At 57.1% G+C, this 19147-nt stretch carries 16 protein-coding genes and 1 pseudogene; 8 read left to right on the top strand and 9 right to left on the bottom strand.

Going from position 1 to position 19147, the window contains the following annotated elements:
- Window positions 1–2 precede the first annotated feature (2 nt).
- Window positions 3–1223 carry an arginine deiminase gene (arcA, locus tag WLO32_RS17670; protein WP_435946322.1) on the bottom strand — a complete coding sequence of 407 codons (1221 nt, stop codon included), beginning with the start codon at window positions 1221–1223 and terminating at the stop codon, window positions 3–5.
- A 677-nt stretch (window positions 1224–1900) separates the two neighbouring features.
- Here arcA and WLO32_RS17665 point away from each other — a divergent pair.
- Window positions 1901–2353 (top strand): YhcH/YjgK/YiaL family protein, encoded by a 453-nt coding sequence (locus WLO32_RS17665; RefSeq protein WP_435948334.1) that lies wholly within the window; start codon window positions 1901–1903, stop codon window positions 2351–2353.
- A 53-nt stretch (window positions 2354–2406) separates the two neighbouring features.
- Here WLO32_RS17665 and argF read toward each other — a convergent pair whose 3' ends face one another.
- Entirely contained in the window at window positions 2407–3411 is a 1005-nt protein-coding gene (gene argF, locus WLO32_RS17660) for an ornithine carbamoyltransferase (RefSeq protein ID WP_435946321.1), read from the bottom strand.
- Complete coding sequence (gene argL / locus WLO32_RS17655; RefSeq protein ID WP_435948333.1) at window positions 3408–3476, bottom strand: putative translational regulatory protein ArgL; 69 nt, start codon at window positions 3474–3476, stop codon at window positions 3408–3410. The genes argF and argL overlap by 4 nt, the downstream gene beginning before the upstream one ends.
- 99 nt (window positions 3477–3575) lie before the next feature.
- Between argL and rraB the strand changes: the two genes are divergently transcribed.
- From rraB to WLO32_RS17640, 3 genes are read left to right on the top strand one after another with little or no spacing between them, the layout of a single operon-like run.
- Entirely contained in the window at window positions 3576–4001 is a 426-nt protein-coding gene (gene rraB, locus WLO32_RS17650; RefSeq protein ID WP_271123899.1) for a ribonuclease E inhibitor RraB, read from the top strand.
- Window positions 4002–4057: 56 nt separating this feature from the next.
- The gene (gene miaE, locus WLO32_RS17645) at window positions 4058–4822 is read left to right on the top strand and encodes a tRNA isopentenyl-2-thiomethyl-A-37 hydroxylase MiaE (protein WP_435946319.1); all 765 of its coding nucleotides are present in this window, start codon (window positions 4058–4060) and stop codon (window positions 4820–4822) included.
- A 12-nt stretch (window positions 4823–4834) separates the two neighbouring features.
- The gene (locus tag WLO32_RS17640) at window positions 4835–5500 is read left to right on the top strand and encodes a topoisomerase II (protein WP_435946317.1); all 666 of its coding nucleotides are present in this window, start codon (window positions 4835–4837) and stop codon (window positions 5498–5500) included.
- Window positions 5501–5698: 198 nt separating this feature from the next.
- On the opposite strand, the gene WLO32_RS17635 is transcribed toward WLO32_RS17640, so the two are convergent.
- From WLO32_RS17635 to pepA, 4 genes and pseudogenes are all read right to left on the bottom strand, one after another.
- Complete coding sequence (locus WLO32_RS17635) at window positions 5699–6205, bottom strand: GNAT family N-acetyltransferase (RefSeq protein WP_435946316.1); 507 nt, start codon at window positions 6203–6205, stop codon at window positions 5699–5701.
- Between the two features lie 131 nt (window positions 6206–6336).
- Window positions 6337–9194: pseudogene (locus WLO32_RS17630) on the bottom strand (valine--tRNA ligase).
- A 6-nt stretch (window positions 9195–9200) separates the two neighbouring features.
- Window positions 9201–9659 (bottom strand): DNA polymerase III subunit chi, encoded by a 459-nt coding sequence (locus tag WLO32_RS17625; RefSeq protein ID WP_435946314.1) that lies wholly within the window; start codon window positions 9657–9659, stop codon window positions 9201–9203.
- Between the two features lie 108 nt (window positions 9660–9767).
- Entirely contained in the window at window positions 9768–11279 is a 1512-nt protein-coding gene (pepA, locus tag WLO32_RS17620; RefSeq protein ID WP_435946312.1) for a leucyl aminopeptidase, read from the bottom strand.
- Between the two features lie 276 nt (window positions 11280–11555).
- Between pepA and lptF the strand changes: the two genes are divergently transcribed.
- The gene (lptF, locus tag WLO32_RS17615; RefSeq protein WP_435946311.1) at window positions 11556–12656 is read left to right on the top strand and encodes an LPS export ABC transporter permease LptF; all 1101 of its coding nucleotides are present in this window, start codon (window positions 11556–11558) and stop codon (window positions 12654–12656) included.
- Complete coding sequence (lptG, locus tag WLO32_RS17610; protein WP_435946309.1) at window positions 12657–13736, top strand: LPS export ABC transporter permease LptG; 1080 nt, start codon at window positions 12657–12659, stop codon at window positions 13734–13736.
- A gap of 93 nt (window positions 13737–13829) precedes the next feature.
- On the opposite strand, the gene lsrK is transcribed toward lptG, so the two are convergent.
- Window positions 13830–15401 carry an autoinducer-2 kinase gene (lsrK, locus tag WLO32_RS17605; protein WP_435946308.1) on the bottom strand — a complete coding sequence of 524 codons (1572 nt, stop codon included), beginning with the start codon at window positions 15399–15401 and terminating at the stop codon, window positions 13830–13832.
- 33 nt (window positions 15402–15434) lie between these two features.
- Window positions 15435–16403, bottom strand: a complete 969-nt coding sequence (gene lsrR / locus WLO32_RS17600; protein ID WP_435946306.1) for a transcriptional regulator LsrR — start codon at window positions 16401–16403, stop codon at window positions 15435–15437.
- A 213-nt stretch (window positions 16404–16616) separates the two neighbouring features.
- Here lsrR and lsrA point away from each other — a divergent pair, with 213 nt between their 5' ends.
- Complete coding sequence (lsrA, locus tag WLO32_RS17595) at window positions 16617–18116, top strand: autoinducer 2 ABC transporter ATP-binding protein LsrA (RefSeq protein WP_435946304.1); 1500 nt, start codon at window positions 16617–16619, stop codon at window positions 18114–18116.
- Window positions 18113–19144 carry an autoinducer 2 ABC transporter permease LsrC gene (lsrC, locus tag WLO32_RS17590; RefSeq protein WP_435946303.1) on the top strand — a complete coding sequence of 344 codons (1032 nt, stop codon included), beginning with the start codon at window positions 18113–18115 and terminating at the stop codon, window positions 19142–19144. Before lsrA ends, lsrC begins: the two co-directional genes overlap by 4 nt.
- Window positions 19145–19147 lie beyond the last annotated feature (3 nt).

Here is a 19147-nt window from a genome sequence, read left to right as displayed (position 1 = left end):
CCTTAAATGCCGTCACGTTCCAGCGGGCAGCTCATGCAGCGGGCGCCGCCGCGGCCGCGGCCTAATTCATCGCCCGGAATCGGTAATACGGTGATGCCCGCCTTGTCGTATTTTTCGTTGGTCCAGATGTTGCGTTCATAGCCGATAACCACGCCCGGGCGGACGGTCAGCACGTTGTTGGCGTCGTTCCACTGTTCGCGTTCCGCTTCGAAGGCGTCGCCGCCGGTGGTGATTAAGCGCACCTGATCGATGCCCAGCGCCAGCTCAATGGCGTGCAGCAGATGCGGTTCCTGATGGCGTTTGATGCCGCCGCGCCCGTCCGGGGTAAGCGTCCAGCACTGGGCGTCTTTGCGTACCACTTCCGGGTAGACGGAGAAGGTGTCGATATCGATATGCGTCATGACCGTATCGAGGTGCATGCAGGAGCGATGTTTCGGCAGCTCCACGGCGATAACGCGGGTCGCCTGCTGATGTTTGAATAAGGATTCCGCAAGGAATTCCACGCCCTGCGGCGTGGTGCGTTCCGACATGCCGATTAAAACCGCCCCGCGTCCGATAACTAAAACGTCGCCGCCTTCTAAGGTGGCATGGTCATAATTAATATTGTCGTCGCCGTAATATTTAATAAAGCCGCCGTCGGTAAACGCCGGATGCCAGCGATAAATAGCGCGCAGGTTATTTGTTTCACGCTGGCGGGCGGCTTTCGCCATCGGGTTAATGGATACGCCGTTATAAATCCAGCACGAAGTGTCGCGGGTGAATAAATGGTTTGGCAGCGGCTTCATAATAAAATCGGTCGCCTGATGGGTATCGACGACCATATTGTGAATATAGGCCGGTATTTCCCCGTAGGTCAGGCCGCCGCTGAGGCGACGGGCAAGCTCGCGGTGCGGCATATCGGCCAGCCAGCCGCGGATATCAGAGGCGAAAGCCGGCCCCAGGCGGTAGTCGGAAATCTGCGTATCCAGCAGCCAGGCTTTGGCATCGCTGATATCTAAGGTTTGGGTGAGTAAGTCAGTTAACAATAAAACTTCCACCCCTTCGCCACGCAAGGTATTAGCGAAAATATCGTGTTCTTCTCCCGCGCGCTCTACCGATAAAACGTCATCAAATAAAAGCTCCTGGCAATTAGAAGGGGTCAGTCTTTTCAGGCTGAGATTGGGGCGATGCAGCATAACGCTGCGCAATTGTCCAATTTCGGAACCGACATAATGTTTGTCCATGACTCTTCCTTTATATTAATCAGGAGATGAGGAAGCCTGTGGCGCAAAATATTTTTGCTCCGCGGCTGAAATAAATTTATCTGATGTCTTCGGGGCGTATCTTAATTTCCCTGAGGCTATTTAATGTGAGGTTTATCACGTATTCAAGCGGCTTTAAGCTTCTCTGTTAATTAATTGATGACGGTCAGGGAAGAGTAAATAAGCCTGAGGGAAAGGATGAATAATTAAGCGCGATATAATTTTTTCTATCTTATGCTTGTTATGCGTTTGTTATTTTATGCAAAAAGGTGATTTTTATAATTTATTGAAAAATAACGTTATTTTTAAAATAAATGCATAGATATGCAAGTCCGGGGGACTTTCATTGCCCGCAGAAAAATATACGGCAAATAATTATGATTTAATTTGCGTTAAATTAGCGAACGCAAAATGTGAGGGAGGATTGGTTTTCTATAAAAAATATTTTAAAACAGTCATTTAGATAAGTTGTTGGGCCGGTAAAAATCTGTTTTATGCTCTTTTGCTGCATAAAAACTTCTCGCCCGCAGCAGATCTGTAACATCTTCTGCAATAAACATGCGTTAGCACAGGTTTTGGTGAAAAAGCCGTAGCGATAAAAAGCGAAGTCTCGTATAAATTAATTTATAAAACATCGTTTCAAAATGGGACTGAGCATCATGATCATCGGCAACATCCACTCTTTGCAAAACTGGCTTCCTGAACCGCTGCGCCAGGCGATTGAACACGTCAAGCAGCACGTCACTGCGCAAACGCCCCTGGGCAAACATGACATAGACGGCAACCGCCTGTTTATGCTGGTTTCTGAAGATTCCACCCAGCCGCTGGCCGAGCGTCAGGCCGAGTTCCACCAGCGCTATCTGGATATTCAGATCGTCATGCGCGGCCAGGAAGGTATGACCTTCAGCTGCCTGCCCGCGGGTAAACCGGACACCGACAGGCTGGCGGACAAAGACATTGCGTTCCTGGCGGAAGGCGAGCAGGAAAAAACCGTTGTGTTAAGCGAAGGAGATTTTGTGGTGTTCTACCCGGGGGAGGTGCATAAGCCGTTATGCGCGGTGGGCAAGCCGGAAACCGTGCGTAAGGTGGTGGTGAAGTTGCTGCTTGAGTAACCGGCATTCCCTGACCCTCTCCCTGAAAAGGAGAGGGTCAGAGTAAAGGAGAATTATTGTACCAGCGTGGCGACCATTACCGCTTTGATGGTGTGCATGCGGTTTTCCGCCTGGTCAAAGACGATACTGGCCGCGGACTCAAACACCTCATCGGTAACCTCCATCCCGCCGCGCAGACCATGCTGTTCGGCCATTTGCTTACCCAGCGTCGTCTGGTCGTCGTGGAACGCCGGCAGACAATGCAGGAATTTGACCTGCGGGTTGCCTGTCAGAGCGAGCATGGCGCCGTTTACCTGATAGGGGCGCAGCAGGCTGATACGCTCAGCCCATTTCTCTTTGGCTTCGCCCATGGATAGCCACACGTCGGTATAGATGAAGTCTGCGCCTTTCACGCCGCTTGCGACATCTTCGGTGAGGGTGATTTTGCCGCCGGTTTGTTCGGCCAGCGACCGGCATTCGGCGACCAGCTTTTCATCCGGCCAGCAGGCTTTTGGCGCGACAAGGCGCAGATCGAGGCCGGTCAACGCGGCGGCTTCCAGCATGGTGTTGCCCATGTTGTTACGCGCATCGCCGGTGTAGACCAGCGTCATCTCGCGGAAGGATTTGCCGGGCAGATGTTCCTGCATGGTCAGCAGATCGGCCAGCAGCTGCGTGGGGTGGAACTCGTTCGTCAGGCCATTCCATACCGGCACGCCGGCAAATTGCGCGAGGGTTTCGACGATTTCCTGGCCGTAACCGCGATACTGAATGCCGTCGTACATTCTGCCCAGCACGCGTGCGGTATCTTTAATTGATTCTTTATGCCCGATTTGGCTGCCGCTTGGGCCGAGCCAGGTGACGCGAGCGCCCTGGTCATAAGCGGCAACTTCGAAAGAGCATCGGGTGCGGGTTGAGTCTTTTTCGAAGATGAGCGCAATATTTTTCCCGGTAAGCTGCTGAGTTTCACAACCTTTTTTCTTATCGGCTTTCAGCTTTGCGGAAAGGGCTAATAATTCATTGAGTTGTGCAGGGGTAAAATCCAGTAATTTAAGAAAGTGCTTTTGATAAAAGTGACTCATCTTTTCCTCACATGGCTCAGGCCACTTATTGAATTAAAATTCAATTTATATGTATGAATATTCATTTGCAACCCCCAGGCCGCAAATCTTTAGCGGGAAAGGTGGAGGCAAACCGATGCGTGTGTGAAAATAGAAGTATCTGCCGACACATTGAGGAAAGGGCCATGGCAAATCCAGAACTGCTGGAAGAGCAACGCGAAGAAACGCGTTTGATTATTGAAGAATTACTGGAAGATGGCAGCGATCCGGACGCGCTGTACACCATCGAACATCACCTTTCTGCAGACGACTTTGAAACCCTGGAAAAAGCAGCGGTGGAAGCGTTCAAAATGGGTTATGAAGTGACCGACCCGGAAGAGCTTGAAGTGGAAGAGGGCGATACCGTCATCTGCTGCGACGTGCTGAGCGAATGCGCCCTGAAGGCTGAACTGCTGGACGAGCAGGTTGAACAGCTGCTGAACCTCGCCGAGAAGTTTGGCGTGGAGTACGACGGCTGGGGCACCTACTACGAAGACCCGAACGGCGAAGAGGGCGAAGAGGGCGACGAAGAAGATTTTGTGGACGAAGACGACGACGGCGTGCGTCACTAAGTCCTTACGTGCAGCGGCTCCCCGCCGCTGCATTTCACCTGGCTACGAATATAAACATGAATTACCCCGAGCTGCTTTCCCCGGTTCTTAATTTCCTGCACTGCCCGACGCCCGAGGCGTGGATTGCCAAAGCCCGCAGGCCTGAGCATCTGCCTTTGCTGCTTACCGATCATATGGTTTGCGAACTTAAAGCCGCGCAGACGGCCATGCTGCTGATCCGCAAATACGTCGCCGATAGGTCCAGCGCCCAGGCGCTGCTCGACTGGCTAAAACCCTACGAGGATTTTACCTTCCGTGAAGGCGAAGAGCCGGATTTCATCAGCCTGCATAAAGGGCTTAGCAAAAGCGTAATGCCCAAAACGCGCACGGCATGGGGCCAGGCGCTTATCGACAGCATGGTTTTGCTTATCAAAGAAGAGCTGCACCACTTCTGGCAGGTGCGCGAGCTAATGATCGCCCGTGATATTCCCTACGTGAAAATCACCGCCAGCCGCTATGCTAAAGGTTTGCTGAGCGAGGTACGCACGCACGAACCCGTGATGCTGGTGGATAAGCTTATCTGCGGCGCCTATATCGAAGCGCGTTCATGCGAGCGTTTTGCGGCCCTGGCGCCGCATCTGGACTGCGAGTTGCAGAAGTTTTATTTGTCCCTGCTGCGTTCAGAAGCCCGGCATTATCAGGACTATCTGGCTCTGGCAGAGCGCATTGCCGGTGGCGATATCAGCGACCGGGTGCGCTTTTTTGGTGAAGCAGAGGCGGCGCTAATCTCCAGACCGGATAGCGAACTTCGCTTCCATAGCGGCGTACCTGACCCTGATTAACAAGGACATTTAATGAACTGGACTCACGTCATTCTTGCAGGCTATGTCGGCGCGGTGATTGCGGCGGTAGTGGGCGTTGCCCGTAAAAAAGGCAGGCTTGGTAAAGTCGGCGCGTTGGCTATTGCCGTCGTGGCTATCCTGGCCTGGAACATTATTGATGTGAAATACCTCATTCCCCGCGAGGGGAAAAGCGCGGCGCTGTCGCCGGAAAGCCAGTTCGACGAAGCGTTCAACAAGATGCCGGTTTATCAGGTGATGAAAGAACGCCAGCCCGAGCTCTTCGCCTCCGTTCGCCAGCAGGCGCTGACGATGCACAAAGAAGGCAAATCGGAGCAGCAGATAATCGACGCCGTTCAGCCGCGGATCCTTGCCTTCCAGATGCAGCAGTTGCAGAACGCAGCCGACGCCAACGTAGTGGCCTATATGCAAATCAATATGCAGCAGACCGCGATGGTGCAAAAAGCCAGCGATGACGAATGTTTTCGTTTCCTGTTCCCGGCGGTGAAAGGCGGCGTTAATGTGGTGCGTATCATTCCGCGAGAAATCAATTTACGCCGTATGGAAGTCGATGCGCAAATGCTGCGCTCCGCTTTTGGTGCGGATAAACATACCGTGACTTCCGCAGAGCGCGAGCAGGGCCCGGCGGGATATCCAGCCGATCGTTCAGCGGCTGGTTAAACAATACGGACAGGATATTCAGCTAATCGCCGACCCGCACAAAGCCGTGGGCAAAGAAGCCGTGGTCTGCAATCTGGTGCAGGATTTATGGCGAAACGTCATGCTGTTGCCGCCGCAGAAGGCCGCCGCGATTATTCGTCTGTCGTTTGAGGAGCAATAGCCAGCGGGCGGATAGCGTTGCGCTGGTCCGCCTGGCTATTAAAGCGCTTTGAGCATCCTGACTTCGCAGTCCACGTGCCCGGTACAGCCGAGGGGTTGAGAAATATGCTCGAAGCCCAGGCGCTCGTACAGCGCGATAGCTTCGGTCAGAAAGGCGGTGGTTTCCAGATAGCAGCGCTTAAAGCCCTGCTCGCGGGCAAAATCCATCGCCTGCAGCGCCAGCCGCTTCGCCAGGCCTTTGCCGCGAACCACCGGCAGGAAGTACATTTTCTGCAGCTCGCAGATATCCGGCTCGCTGCAGGACAACGGCGCGACGCCGCCGCCGCCAACGACTTTCCCTTCCAGCTCCACGACCCAATAAGCATGGCCGGGCTTGCTGTAGAGCTGATAAAGCTCGTCCAGGTTAGGATCCGCGACCGTGTAGCCTTTGTCGGCCGTTAAGCCGTATTCAGCGGACACCTCACGGATCACGCGGGCGATGGCGGGATTGTCATGGGCGCAAATCCTGCGCAGGGCAAGATCGACCGGAGCAGCAATGTTCATCATTTGGCTCGTCATTCCTGGGACACATAGGGCGAGTTAATAGCACTACCTTGAAAAGGGTGCAAGAGAGGATCTTTCAACCTTCCATAAAAAAAGCCGGGAATGCTCCCGGCTTTTTACGCTTAACGACTCAGCTACAGCGCGGCGATAACGCCCTGCTGTTCAATCAGCTTCGCTTTCGCATCGGCGAAACCCGCCAGGCGTTCACGCTCTTTCGCAACCACCTCTGCCGGCGCGCGTGCCACAAAGCCTTCGTTGGACAGCTTGCCTTCGATTTTGCCGATCTCGACTTCGATCTTCGCAACTTCTTTAGCAAGACGCTCAATTTCAGCGGCTTTGTCGACCAGGCCCGCCATCGGGATCAGCAGCTCTGCGCCGTCGATAATTTTGGTCACGGAAACCGGACCCTTATCATCAACCGGCAGGATGGTAATGCTTTCCAGACGCGCCAGGTTCTGCAGGAAGGAGCGGTTGTCGGTAACGCGACGGACCGCTTCTTCGTTACAGCCGCGCAGCAGCACTTCCAGACGCTTGCCCGGCGCGATGTTCATTTCGGCACGGATATTACGGACCGCGGTGATCACATCTTTCAGCCACTCGGTGTCCGCAAACGCGGCCCTCATCGTCCTGAGCGCTGTTATACGCCGGGAATGGCTGGAGCATGATGGTATCTTCGCTGATGCCTTTGAGCACTTTCACCCGCTGCCAGATGGTTTCGGTGATGAATGGAATGATCGGGTGCGCAAGACGCAGCAAGCCTTCCAGCACGTTCACCAGCGTATTGCGGGTGCCGCGCAGTTCGGCTTCAGAACCGTCGTTCATTACCGGCTTGGTCAGCTCCAGATACCAGTCGCAGAACTGGTTCCAGGTAAACTCATAGAGAATGTTGGCAGCGATATCAAAGCGATAGCTGTCCAGCGCCTCACGGTACGCCTTCACGGTGCGGTTGAACTCGGCCAGAATCCAGCGATCCGCCAGCGACAGAACCAGCTCGCCGCTTGCAAAGCCGCAGTCCTGCTCTTCGGTATTCATCAGCACGAAACGGCTGGCGTTCCACAGCTTGTTGCAGAAGTTGCGGTAGCCTTCCAGGCGCTTCATATCCCAGTTGATGTCGCGGCCGGTAGAGGCCAGCGCCGCCAGCGTAAAGCGCAGCGCGTCGGTGCCGTGCGGCTCGATGCCGTTCGGGAACTGCTTCTCGGTGCGTTTGCGGATTTTCTCGGCCAGCTGCGGCTGCATCATGTTGCCGGTGCGCTTAGCCAGCAGCTCTTCCAGCGAGATGCCGTCAACCATATCCAGCGGGTCGATAACGTTGCCCTTGGACTTGGACATTTTCTGCCCTTCATCGTCGCGGATAAGGCCGGTCATATAGACGGTTTTAAACGGCACCTGCGGCTTGCCGTCTTCATCCTTGATGAAGTGCATGGTCAGCATGATCATGCGGGCAATCCAGAAGAAGATGATGTCGAAGCCGCTGACCATTACGCTGGTCGGGTGGAAGGTGCGCAGCGCTTCGGTGTTCTCAGGCCAGCCGAGGGTGGAGAACGTCCACAGGCCGGAGGAGAACCAGGTGTCCAGCACGTCTTCGTCCTGGTTTAGCGCAACCTCGGCGCCGAGGTTGTTTTCAGCGCGCACTTCCGCTTCGTTACGGCCAACGTAGACGTTGCCTGCGGCGTCGTACCAGGCCGGGATACGGTGGCCCCACCACAGCTGACGGGAGATACACCAGTCCTGAATATCGCGCATCCAGGAGAAGTACATGTTCTCGTACTGCTTAGGCACGAACTGAATTTCGCCCTGTTCAACGGCTTCGACCGCCACTTTCGCCAGCGGAGCCGTACGCACGTACCACTGGTCGGTCAGCATTGGTTCGATAACCACGCCGCCGCGGTCGCCGTAAGGCACGGTCAGATCGTGCGGTTTGATTTCGTCGAGCAGGGCCCAGCTCGTCGAACTTAGCGACAACGGCTTTACGCGCGGCAAAACGCTCCAGCTTCTGGAATTCAGCCGGAATAGCGCTGCTGTAAACGGTAGATTCTTCGCCGTTGGTGTCAAACACTTCGGCCGCTTCGCGGATATCGCCGTCGAAGGTCAGAATGTTGATCATCGGCAGGGCGTGGCGGCGGCCAACTTCATAGTCGTTGAAGTCGTGGGCTGGCGTGATCTTCACGCAGCCGGTGCCTTTTTCCATATCGGCGTGTTCGTCGCCCACGATCGGAATACGGCGGTTGACCAGCGGCAGCACCACGAACTTGCCGATAAGATCTTTGTAGCGCGGATCTTCCGGGTTGACGGCCACGCCGGTATCGCCCAGCACGGTTTCCGGACGGGTGGTGGCGACAATCAGGTAATCTTTGCCGTCGGCGGTTTGCGCGCCGTCAGCCAGCGGATAGCGCAGGTGCCACATGGAGCCTTTGGACTCGCGGTTTTCCACTTCCAGATCGGAAATAGCGGTGCGCAGCTTCGGGTCCCAGTTTACCAGGCGTTTGCCGCGATAAATCAGATCTTCTTTGTACAGGCGCACGAACACTTCTTTCACCGCGTTGGACAGGCCTTCGTCCATGGTGAAGCGCTCGCGCTCCCAGTCTACGGAGTTGCCAAGACGACGCATCTGACGGGTGATGGTGCCACCAGACTCCGCCTTCCACTGCCAGATTTTATCGATAAAGGCATCACGGCCGTAGTCGTGGCGCGTTTTACCTTCTTCGGCGGCAATTTTGCGCTCGACGACCATCTGGGTCGCGATGCCGGCGTGGTCAGTCCCCGCCTGCCACAGGGTATTTTTCCCCTGCATGCGCTGGTAGCGAATCATGGTGTCCATGATCGTCTGCTGGAAGGCGTGACCCATATGCAAACTGCCGGTGACGTTCGGCGGCGGGATCATGATGCAGAAGCTTTCCTGGCTGGTATCGCCATTTGGCTTAAAGTAGCCCTGCTGTTCCCAGTGCTCGTAAAGCGGCTGTTCGATATCTTGCGGGTTATATGTCTTTTCCATTGTCTGCTATGTCGTTCCCGGCGGGGTATGAGTCGCCGTAGTCAAGTGGAAACCAGCAACGCGGTACGCCTTGTAGCGCTCGCGGGCCAGTTGTTTTTGAGTGTCTTCGTAAGGTACGAAGTCTATCACTTCATGGAAAGCGGTGGCAAAATCTGCGAAATGCGGCAGCAGGTTGATCAACACATCGCGCGACGAGCTGCCGCGACGCGCCGGCCACGCCAGCTCCACCGGCGCGCCATAACGCGGCCCTTCGCCGGCGAGGTTATGGGGCACAAATGCGTCGGCATCGCGCTGCCAGAGCGCCTCGTCCAGACGGATGGCCTGTTGTTCATCAACGCAGGCGATGAGCAGGCGCTTGCCCGCCCGAAAAGTTTCTGCCGCAAGTGTACAGACCAACGCTTCAACGGCGCTCAGCTCGCCTGAGACGGCGTCGTTGTCGAGAAGGTAGAACGTCGCGTTTTTCATTTGCTTCGCTTTTGATGGCTAATGAGGTTTCCCCTCATCCCGGCTTTCCCCCGGCGAAGGGGGATGCCGACAATCCCCTCTCCGAAAAGGAGAGGGTGAGGGGCAGGGTTACTCTTCCCCGTTAAACCCGGAACGGTTCAACAGGAACTGCGACAGCAGCGCCACCGGACGGCCGGTCGCGCCTTTCGCTTTGCCTGAACGCCAGGCGGTGCCTGCGATATCCAGGTGGGCCCAGTTGTACTTACGGGTAAAGCGCGACAGGAAGCAGGCTGCGGTAATAGCGCCGCCCGGACGGCCGCCGATGTTCGCCATATCGGCGAAGTTGGACTCCAGCTGCTCCTGATACTCATCGCCGATCGGCAGACGCCATGCGCGATCGCCCGCCTGTTCAGAGGCGCTAATCAGCTCATGCGCCAGCGGATTGTGGTTGGACAGCAGGCCGGTGATGTGATGGCCCAGGGCTATCACGCAGGCGCCGGTCAGCGTTGCCACATCGATAACCACCTCCGGCTCAAAGCGCTCGACGTAGGTCAGCACGTCGCACAGCACCAGACGGCCTTCCGCGTCGGTATTCAATACCTCAACGGTTTGCCCGGACATGGTGGTCAGCACGTCGCCTGGGCGATAGGCCCGGCCGCCCGGCATGTTTTCACAGCCGGCCAGCACGCCGATAACGTTAATCGGCAGGTTCAGTTCCGCGACCATGCGCATAACGCCATACACGGACGCGGCGCCGCACATGTCGTATTTCATCTCGTCCATGCCTTCGGCAGGCTTGATGGAGATACCGCCGGAGTCAAACGTCAGGCCTTTGCCCACCAGCACGATCGGACGGGCGTCCGGCGCGTCGTTGCCTTTGTACTCAATAACGGACATCAGCGATTCGTTCTGCGAGCCGTCGCCCACCGCGAGGTAGGAGTGCATGCCCAGCTCTTTCATCTGCTGCTCGCCGATGACGCGGGTCACGACGTTTTTGCTGTAGGAATCGGCCAGTTGACGGGCCTGGGAGGCCAGGTACGCCGCGTTGCAAATATTCGGCGGCATGTTGCCGAGATCTTTTGCCGCTTTGATACCGGCAGAAATGGCCAGACCGTGCTGAATCGCACGTTCGCCGCTGGTCAGTTCACGACGAGTCGGTACATTAAAGACCATTTTACGCAGCGGGCGGCGCGGCTCGCTTTTGTTGGTTTTTAGCTGGTCGAAGCAGTAAAGCGACTCTTTTGCGGTTTCTACCGCCTGGCGGACTTTCCAGTAGGTATTGCGGCCTTTAACGTGCAGCTCGGTCAGAAAACAAACCGCTTCCATGGAGCCGGTGTCATTGAGGGTATTAATCGTTTTTTGAATAACCTGCTTGTACTGACGCTCATCCAGCTCGCGCTCTTTACCACATCCAATCAGCAGAATACGCTCAGAAAGCACATTCGGAACGTGGTGTAGCAATAAAGTCTGACCTGGTTTCCCCTCAAGCTCACCGCGGCGCAGAAGAGCGCTGATGTAGCCATCGCTGATTTTATCGAGTTGTTCGGCGACCGGGGACAGGCGACGCGGTTCAAAGACTCCCACAACGATGCAGGCACTACGCTGTTTCTCGGGGCTACCGCTTTTTACACTGAACTCCATGCACTACGCTCCTGAATCTTAAAGACAACGGCGGTGGCTACAGCTAGAATTGCAAGCTCTCGTAACTCATGTCCGCTGTTGCGATGACTTCGTGTTAATCTTAACGAATGTATTTTTACGGTTTCGGCAACGTCAGTTAAACACCCTGTGGCATCACTTCGCCGGGTAAGTTTAATCTTAGCGATGTTTTCGACGACCCAAGAGAATAAATGACGTATAAGCGATGAAACAAGCGATTTTCCTGCAAAAAGACTCGTTTTCACAGGCGTACTTAATGTGATTATCATAAGATATCTGGTTCGGGAGACGCTCAAAAGCCAGCTTGCCATCCTCTTCATCCTGCTGCTGATCTTCTTTTGTCAGAAGCTGGTCAGGATCCTTGGCGCGGCGGTTGACGGCGATATCCCAACAAATCTCGTTCTTTCTCTGCTGGGATTAGGCGTGCCGGAAATGGCGCAGCTTATCCTGCCTTTAAGCCTGTTTTTAGGGCTCCTGATGACGCTTGGGCGGTTATATACCGAAAGCGAAATCACGGTAATGCATGCTTGTGGTCTGAGTAAAGCAGTGTTGATCAAAGCCGCGATGATCCTCGCACTCTTCACCGGCGTGGTGGCGATGGTCAACGTTATGTGGCTGGGCCCGTGGTCTTCGCGCCATCAGGATGAAGTGCTGGCGGAAGCCAAAGCGAACCCCGGCATGGCGGCGCTTGCGCAAGGGCAATTCCAGCAGGCGACCGACGGCAACTCGGTGCTGTTTATCGAAAGCGTTGAAGGCTCAAGCTTCAAGGATGTCTTCCTTGCGCAGCTACGCCCGAAAGGCAACGCGCGTCCGTCCGTGGTGGTGGCTGACTCCGGGCATCTCTCCCTGCGGGCTGACGGCTCGCAGGTGGTTACGCTCAACACCGGCACCCGTTTTGAAGGCACGGCGCTGCTGCGCGACTTCCGCATCACGGATTTCCAGGACTATCAGGCCATCGTCGGGCATCAAACGATAGCGCTGGATCCGAACGACGCCAGCCAGATGGACATGCGAACGCTATGGCACAACGACCAGCCTAACGCTCGCGCCGAGCTGCACTGGCGTATAACGCTTGTGCTCACCGTCTTTATTATGGCGCTGATGGTTGTTCCTCTTAGCGTGGTGAACCCCCGCCAGGGCCGCGTTCTGTCCATGCTTCCGGCGATGCTGCTGTATCTGGTCTTCTTCCTGCTGCAGACTTCGCTTAAGTCGAATGCCGCAAAAGGCAAAATCGACCCGATGATTTGGATGTGGCTGGTGAACCTTGTGTACTTTGCTATCGCGCTGGTATTAAACGTGTGGGATACGGTACCGATGCGCCATTTACGCGAGCGCTTGCTTAAAAAAGGAGCGGCATAAATGTTTGGCGTACTCGACCGTTATATCGGTAAAACCATCTTCACCACCATCATGATGACGCTGTTCATGCTGGTGTCGCTGTCGGGAATCATTAAGTTTGTCGATCAGCTAAAAAAAGCCGGGCAGGGCGATTACTCAGCGATGGGCGCAGGCTTGTACACCGTTCTGAGCGTGCCGAAAGACATTCAGATTTTCTTCCCGATGGCGGCTTTGCTGGGCGCGCTGCTGGGGTTAGGCATGCTGGCGCAGCGCAGCGAGCTGGTGGTTATGCAGGCGTCAGGCTTTACCCGCATGCAAATCGCGCTTTCCGTGATGAAAACCGCCATTCCTCTGGTGCTGTTGACCATGGCGATTGGCGAATGGGTGGCTCCGCAGGGCGAACAGATGGCGCGTAACTACCGCGCGCAGCAGATGTACGGCGGCTCGCTGCTGACTACGCAGCAGGGTTTATGGGCGAAAGACGGCCATAACTTCGTCTATATCGAACGCGTGAAGGGCGACAACCAGCTGGCCGGCATCAGCATCTATGGCTTCACTAAAGATCGCCGCCTGCAGTCCGTGCGTTATGCCGCCTCGGCCCAGTACGACGCGGAGCACAAGGTGTGGCGACTGTCGCAGGTGGACGAGTCCAACCTGACCGATGCGAAACAAATCACCGGTTCCCAGACGGTCAGCGGCGAGTGGAAAACCAACCTTACGCCGGACAAGCTCGGCGTGGTGGCGCTGGATCCTGATGCGCTGTCGATAAGCGGTTTGCACAACTACGTGAAATACCTCAAGTCGAGCGGCCAGGACGCGGGGCGTTACCAGCTCAACATGTGGAGCAAAATATTTGCCCCGCTGTCGGTTGCGGTCATGATGTTAATGGCGCTGTCGTTTATCTTCGGGCCGCTGCGCAGCGTGCCGATGGGCGTGCGCGTGGTTACCGGCATCAGCTTTGGCTTCGTGTTCTACGTGCTCGACCAAATCTTCGGGCCGCTAAGCCTTGTGTATAACATTCCGCCGATCCTGGGCGCGCTGTTGCCAAGCGCCAGCTTCTTCCTGATCAGCCTCTGGCTGATGATGAAGCGCTCTGGTTAAGCCGGGTAAAGATCTCGGGCGGTGCATCGCCGCCCGACCGGCATGCTGCTGTAACGTGTCGGGTGGATAAGCGAAAGCGCCATCCACCGGCCGTTATCCTTTTACCAGCCCCGGCGCCTGCCACATCGAGGTGGTAAGCCCGCTGTCCACCAGCGTGAGCTGATCCGCATACACCTTCATCCATTTACTTTTCATCTCGTCATACAGCTCCCGATGCGCCCGGTTGGGCGTGAACTCGCGCTGCCACTGTACCAGCCTTTCACCGGTATCGGCCATATCGTTAAACAGCCCGGCGCCAACGCCTGCGGCAATGGCGCAGCCGAGCGCCGTGGCCTCTTTTACCATCGGCACGCGCACCGGTAAGCCGGTCACATCGCTTAAAATCTGGCTCCACAGCGCGCCTTTCGAGCCGCCGCCCGCAAAGACCAGCGATTCAAACTGCACGCCTGAAAAACCGGAAATCTGCTCAAGGTTGCACGCCGAGACAATAGCCGCGTTCTCTTCCAGCGCGCGGAACAGCGTCGCTTTATTGCACTTCTCGGGATCGATGGAGAGGTTAATAAACGACGGCGCCGCGTGATACCACTGCTTGAAATGCATCGCGTCGGAGAAAATCGGCATCACGCCGTGGGAGCCTGCCGGCACACCTGCCGCCATATCTTCGAGCAGCGCGTAGGTATCCTTGCCCAGCCTTTCGGCCAGCGCTTTTTCCTCGGCGCAGAAGGCGTCCCGGAACCAGCGCATGGTCAGGCCGGTAAAGAAGCTGATGGATTCCGCCTGCACCATGTTGCCGATAACGTGCGGGTTAATGCGGATATTCATCTCCGGGTCGGTCCTGATGGCCGGCAGGTTAACCACCTGCTGCCAGAAGGTTCCGCCCAGCACTGCCGTTTGCCCGGCGCGTACCACGCCGAGCCCCAGGCAGCCCAGCTGTACGTCGCCGCCGCCCATCACGACCGGCGTACCGGCGAGCAGCCCGCTTTGCTGCGCGGCTTGCTGGGTGACGCCGCCGAGCACCGTGCCGGTTTCCTTAACCGGCGAGAGGATGTCTGCCCGCAGGCCTGCCATATCCAGCAACGCGGGCCGCCAGTCGCGGGTAGCCAAATCAAGCATTCCCGTGGTGCCGGCGTTGGAAGGGTCAACCGCCAGCTCGCCGGAAAGCTTCGCCGCCAGCCAGTCGCTGATCATGGTGATGGTCGCCGCCTGACGATAAATATCGGGACGATGGTGCGCAAGCCACAGCAGGCGCGGCATGGCGCTTAACGCCAGCGTCTGCCCGGAAACGTGGTACACCTCGGACTCAAACTGAAAATCGTGAATTTCTTTTAGCTCGCTCACCTCGCGGCTGGCACGGGCGTCTACGTTAGCGCACGCCCAGATCGGGTCGCCGTTGCGGTCGTAGAGCACAATGCCTTCGCGCATGGAGCAGCAGGAGACAGCGCTAATCGCGCCGGGCGGCAGATGCGCTTTTTGCAGCGCTTCCCGGATGCACTGACAGGCAAGCTGCCAGTTGGTGCCGAGGTCAAACTCCATCGAGCCGGGCACGTCGGCCACGCTGAGGTGTTTCCATTCGGCCTGGCCGACGGCAATCTGGTGGCCGGAAGTGTCGAAGATAACGGCGCGGATACTGCCTGTCCCTGCATCTAAAGCTAAAAGATAACTCATTGGCTAACCCCTGCTTTACTCGAAGCGCAGGGGTTAATCAGCCAGAGCCAATACCGCCCGCGCGGTCTCTTCTTCCGTCACCAGGCCGTTAATACGGCGGCCTTTCAGTGCGGCATAAATAGCGTCCGCCTTATCGTGCCCGCCCGCCACGCCGACAATCGTCGGCAGATGGGAGAGGTCGTTTAGCGTCACGCCCAGCAACTCGCGGTGGATTTCCAGTTCTTCCACCAGTTCGCCATCCGCTTGCAGGAAATAGCCGAGAATATCGCCCACCGCCCCTTTTCGGGCGTACATCAGCTGTTCTCCCTCGCTGATATAACCGGAGCGCAAAATCGTGGCGTCGCGCTTCTGGTTTATCGCGCCAATGCCGACGACCGCTACGTCCGCGGCCATCGCCGCGAGGATCACATCCCGCACGCTCGACTCCATGCGTAAAATTTCCGCCACCTGCGGCGAGGAAACGCGCAGCGGGGCGGGAATCATGCTGACGCTACAGGCCGCGTCAAGCTGCCCGATGCCCGTCATATACGGCCCCACGCCGCCGGAAAGCGTCACCAGGCGAATCTGCTGTGAGCCGATAAAGCCGCTCAGATGCTGCAGGCAGCTCATGGTGGTTTCGCCGAAGCCCACCGCCAGCAGCTGCCCCGGCTCCAGCACGCCCATCAGCGACTGCGCGGCGCCGATGCCCAGGCGCGTGCTCATCAAGGGCGTGCTCTGCGCGGGCAGCACGCGGGCGATTTTAAGGTTGAACCGCTGCTGCAGCGCCGTTTCCAGCGCCAGGCAACCCTCGTAACGCGAGTTAATCTGTACGCGTATCACCCCCGACTGACGGCCCTTTTCCAGCAGGCGCGAAATCTTCAGGCGCGGCAGGCCGAGGCGTTCACCAATATCATTCTGCGTTAATCCGTCGTGGTAGTAAGACCAGGCTACCCGCGCCAGTAATTCTTCCTCTGCCATCGGCAGGGTGCCCAGCCGCCCTTCTTCAGCTCGTTTATCGCTCATAGGTGAACTCTTATTCAAATTTAGATCATATGTTCGGAATTGCCGGACGAGAAAATGTGAGGCGTACGGCAAAAAGATCATTTTGTGATGCACAGGGTTTAGCCGATCTAATTAAAAATTTTGTGATCCCCGCCCGGTTGTAAATATATATCGGCGTCTACGCTTTTGAACATTATTAATGTGATTTTTCTTTTGTTCAATTGCGGAGTGAAGATGCACAACAACACCGCCGTGCTGGAAGCCTGCCGTATCAGCAAGCAGTTCTCGGGCGTGAGCGTCCTCAAAGACATTGATTTTGCTCTGTATGCAGGGCAGGTCCACGCTCTGCTCGGCGGCAACGGGGCAGGGAAGTCGACGTTAATGAAGATCATCGCCGGGGTGGACATTCCCGATCGCGGCGAGCTGCGGGTGCACGGTAAAACCTTCGGGCGGCTCACCCCGGCGCAGGCCCATGAGCTGGGCATTTATCTCGTGCCGCAGGAACCGATGCTTTTTCCCAACCTTAGCGTGCGGGAAAACATTCTTTTTCGCCTGCCCGCAGGCCGCGAAGCTGAAGACCGCCTGCAGGAGAAAATGCGCCAGCTTGAGTGCCAGATCCCGCTGACCGCCGTCGCCAGCACGCTGGAAGTGGCGGATCAGCAAATGGTTGAGATCCTGCGCGGGCTGATGCGCGAGGCGAAAATCCTCATCCTCGATGAGCCAACCGCCTCGCTGACGCCGGGTGAAACCGAGCGGCTGTTCCGCCAGATCCGCGCCTTACAGGAGCTTGGCGTCGGCATTGTTTTTATCTCCCACAAGCTTCCGGAAATCCGCAAAATCTCCAGCCATATTTCAGTGATGCGCGACGGAGCGGTGGTGCTGCACGGCGAAACGGCGCAGCTGCTGGACGAGCAGCTGATCAACGCGATGACGCCGGTTAATCGCCAGCACGCGCTGAGCGACGCGCAAAAGCTGTGGCTGGCGCTGCCGGGCAACCGCCGCACCGAGCCGCAGGATTTTCCGGTGCTGCGCGTGGAAGAGCTGACCGGCGAAGGCTTTATCGATCTGAGTTTCGAACTGTACGCGGGCGAGATCGTCGGCCTTGCCGGATTAGTGGGATCCGGACGTACCGAGCTTGCGGAAACGCTTTACGGCCTGCGGCCCGTTCGCGGCGGACATATCTACCTCGAAAATCGGGAAATCAGCGGCGATACCACGAAGTCACGCCTCGATCGCGGCCTTATTTACCTTCCTGAAGATCGCCAGGTTTCAGGGCTGTTTCTTGATGCGCCGATCCGCTGGAATACCGTGGCGCTCAATGAGCCGGGCCTGTGGCAGCAAAGCAGGCGGGAAGCGGCGATCGTCGAACGCTATCACCGCGCGTTGGGGATCAAGCTTAATAATGCAGAGCAGACGGTGCGCACGCTCTCCGGCGGCAATCAGCAAAAAGTCCTGCTGGCGCGCTGCCTGGAGGCCAATCCGCTGCTGCTTATCGTTGATGAGCCGACGCGCGGCGTTGACGTTGCGGCGCGCGCGGATATCTATCAGCTGATTAAAAGCGTGGCGGCGCAAAACGTTGCGGTGCTGATGATATCAAGCGATCTCGATGAGTTCGTGGGCCTGGCGGATCGCGTGCTGGTGATGCATCAGGGAGCGATGAACGGCGAGTTGCGTAAGCCGGCCATCAATGTCGATCGCATGATGAGCATGGCGTTTGGCGGAGGTCAGGCATGAGAAAACTGTTGAAGAACCGCGAGCTGAGCGCGCTGCTTGCCATCCTCGCCCTGTTTGCGGTGCTGGTGGCGCTTAATCAGAGCTACTTCAGCCTGCAAACGCTGGGCATGATCTTTACCAGCGCGCAGATCCTGATCCTGCTGGCCGTGGGCGCCACTATGGTGATGCTGACGCGCAACATTGACGTGTCCGTTGGCTCGACGGTCGGCCTGTGCGCCATCGCCGTCGGCGTAGCGTTAAACAACGGCTATAGCCTGCCGGTGGCGATGCTGTTCGCGCTGGTTATCGGCGCGCTGGCCGGTTTTTTCAACGGCGTGCTGGTCGTCTGGCTGCGTATCCCGGCGATTGTTGCCACGCTCGGCACGCTCGGGCTTTATCGCGGCGGCATGCTGCTGTGGACCGGCGGCAAATGGATTGAAGGGCTGCCGGCCAGCCTTAAGGCTCTATCGGAGCCAGCCGCGCTGGGCGTTTCTCCCCTTGGCATGATGGTGCTCGGCCTGGTGATTATCGCCGCCTGGACGCTGGCCAGAACGGCGTTCGGACGCGATTTCTATGCGGTGGGCGATAACCTCGCCGCCGCCCGTCAGCTCGGCGTTGCGGTGAACCGCACCCGCCTTCTGGCCTTCACTTTCAACGGCATGCTGGCAGCGCTGGCCGGCATTATCTTCGCCTCGCAAATCGGCTTTGTGCCAAACCAGACCGGCAGCGGGCTGGAGATGAAAGCCATTGCCGCCTGCGTGCTCGGCGGCATCTCCCTGCTGGGCGGCACGGGCACGGTGATTGGCGCGTTCCTCGGCGCGTTTTTCCTCACGCAAATCGACACGGTGCTGGTGCTGTTCAAACTTCCGGCCTGGTGGAATGACTTTATTGCCGGGCTGGTGCTGCTCGGCGTGCTGGTGCTGGACGGACGTTTGCGCCAGGCGCTGGCCCGGCACCAGCGGGCGCAGAAATACAGCCGCTTTGTGCCGCCGCTGCCGGGCGCGAAAAACGTCCGGCCTTTTCCCCGCAAGAAGAAGGATGTGGCGTAAATG

It is taken from the genome of Dryocola mayonis, assembly GCF_051307045.1.
Taxonomy (GTDB): Bacteria; Pseudomonadota; Gammaproteobacteria; order Enterobacterales; family Enterobacteriaceae; genus Dryocola.
This window is presented reverse-complemented; position numbering and strand designations above follow the sequence as displayed.

Coding starts and splice junctions, on each gene's coding strand:
- arcA (WP_435946322.1), bottom strand. CDS start 1,223: ATGGACAAACATTATGTCGGTTCCGAAATTGGACAATTGCGCAGCGTT.
- WLO32_RS17665 (WP_435948334.1), top strand. CDS start 1,901: ATGATCATCGGCAACATCCACTCTTTGCAAAACTGGCTTCCTGAACCG.
- argF (WP_435946321.1), bottom strand. CDS start 3,411: ATGAGTCACTTTTATCAAAAGCACTTTCTTAAATTACTGGATTTTACC.
- rraB (WP_271123899.1), top strand. CDS start 3,576: ATGGCAAATCCAGAACTGCTGGAAGAGCAACGCGAAGAAACGCGTTTG.
- miaE (WP_435946319.1), top strand. CDS start 4,058: ATGAATTACCCCGAGCTGCTTTCCCCGGTTCTTAATTTCCTGCACTGC.
- WLO32_RS17640 (WP_435946317.1), top strand. CDS start 4,835: ATGAACTGGACTCACGTCATTCTTGCAGGCTATGTCGGCGCGGTGATT.
- WLO32_RS17635 (WP_435946316.1), bottom strand. CDS start 6,205: ATGATGAACATTGCTGCTCCGGTCGATCTTGCCCTGCGCAGGATTTGC.
- WLO32_RS17625 (WP_435946314.1), bottom strand. CDS start 9,659: ATGAAAAACGCGACGTTCTACCTTCTCGACAACGACGCCGTCTCAGGC.
- pepA (WP_435946312.1), bottom strand. CDS start 11,279: ATGGAGTTCAGTGTAAAAAGCGGTAGCCCCGAGAAACAGCGTAGTGCC.
- lptG (WP_435946309.1), top strand. CDS start 12,657: ATGTTTGGCGTACTCGACCGTTATATCGGTAAAACCATCTTCACCACC.
- lsrK (WP_435946308.1), bottom strand. CDS start 15,401: ATGAGTTATCTTTTAGCTTTAGATGCAGGGACAGGCAGTATCCGCGCC.
- lsrR (WP_435946306.1), bottom strand. CDS start 16,403: ATGAGCGATAAACGAGCTGAAGAAGGGCGGCTGGGCACCCTGCCGATG.
- lsrA (WP_435946304.1), top strand. CDS start 16,617: ATGCACAACAACACCGCCGTGCTGGAAGCCTGCCGTATCAGCAAGCAG.
- lsrC (WP_435946303.1), top strand. CDS start 18,113: ATGAGAAAACTGTTGAAGAACCGCGAGCTGAGCGCGCTGCTTGCCATC.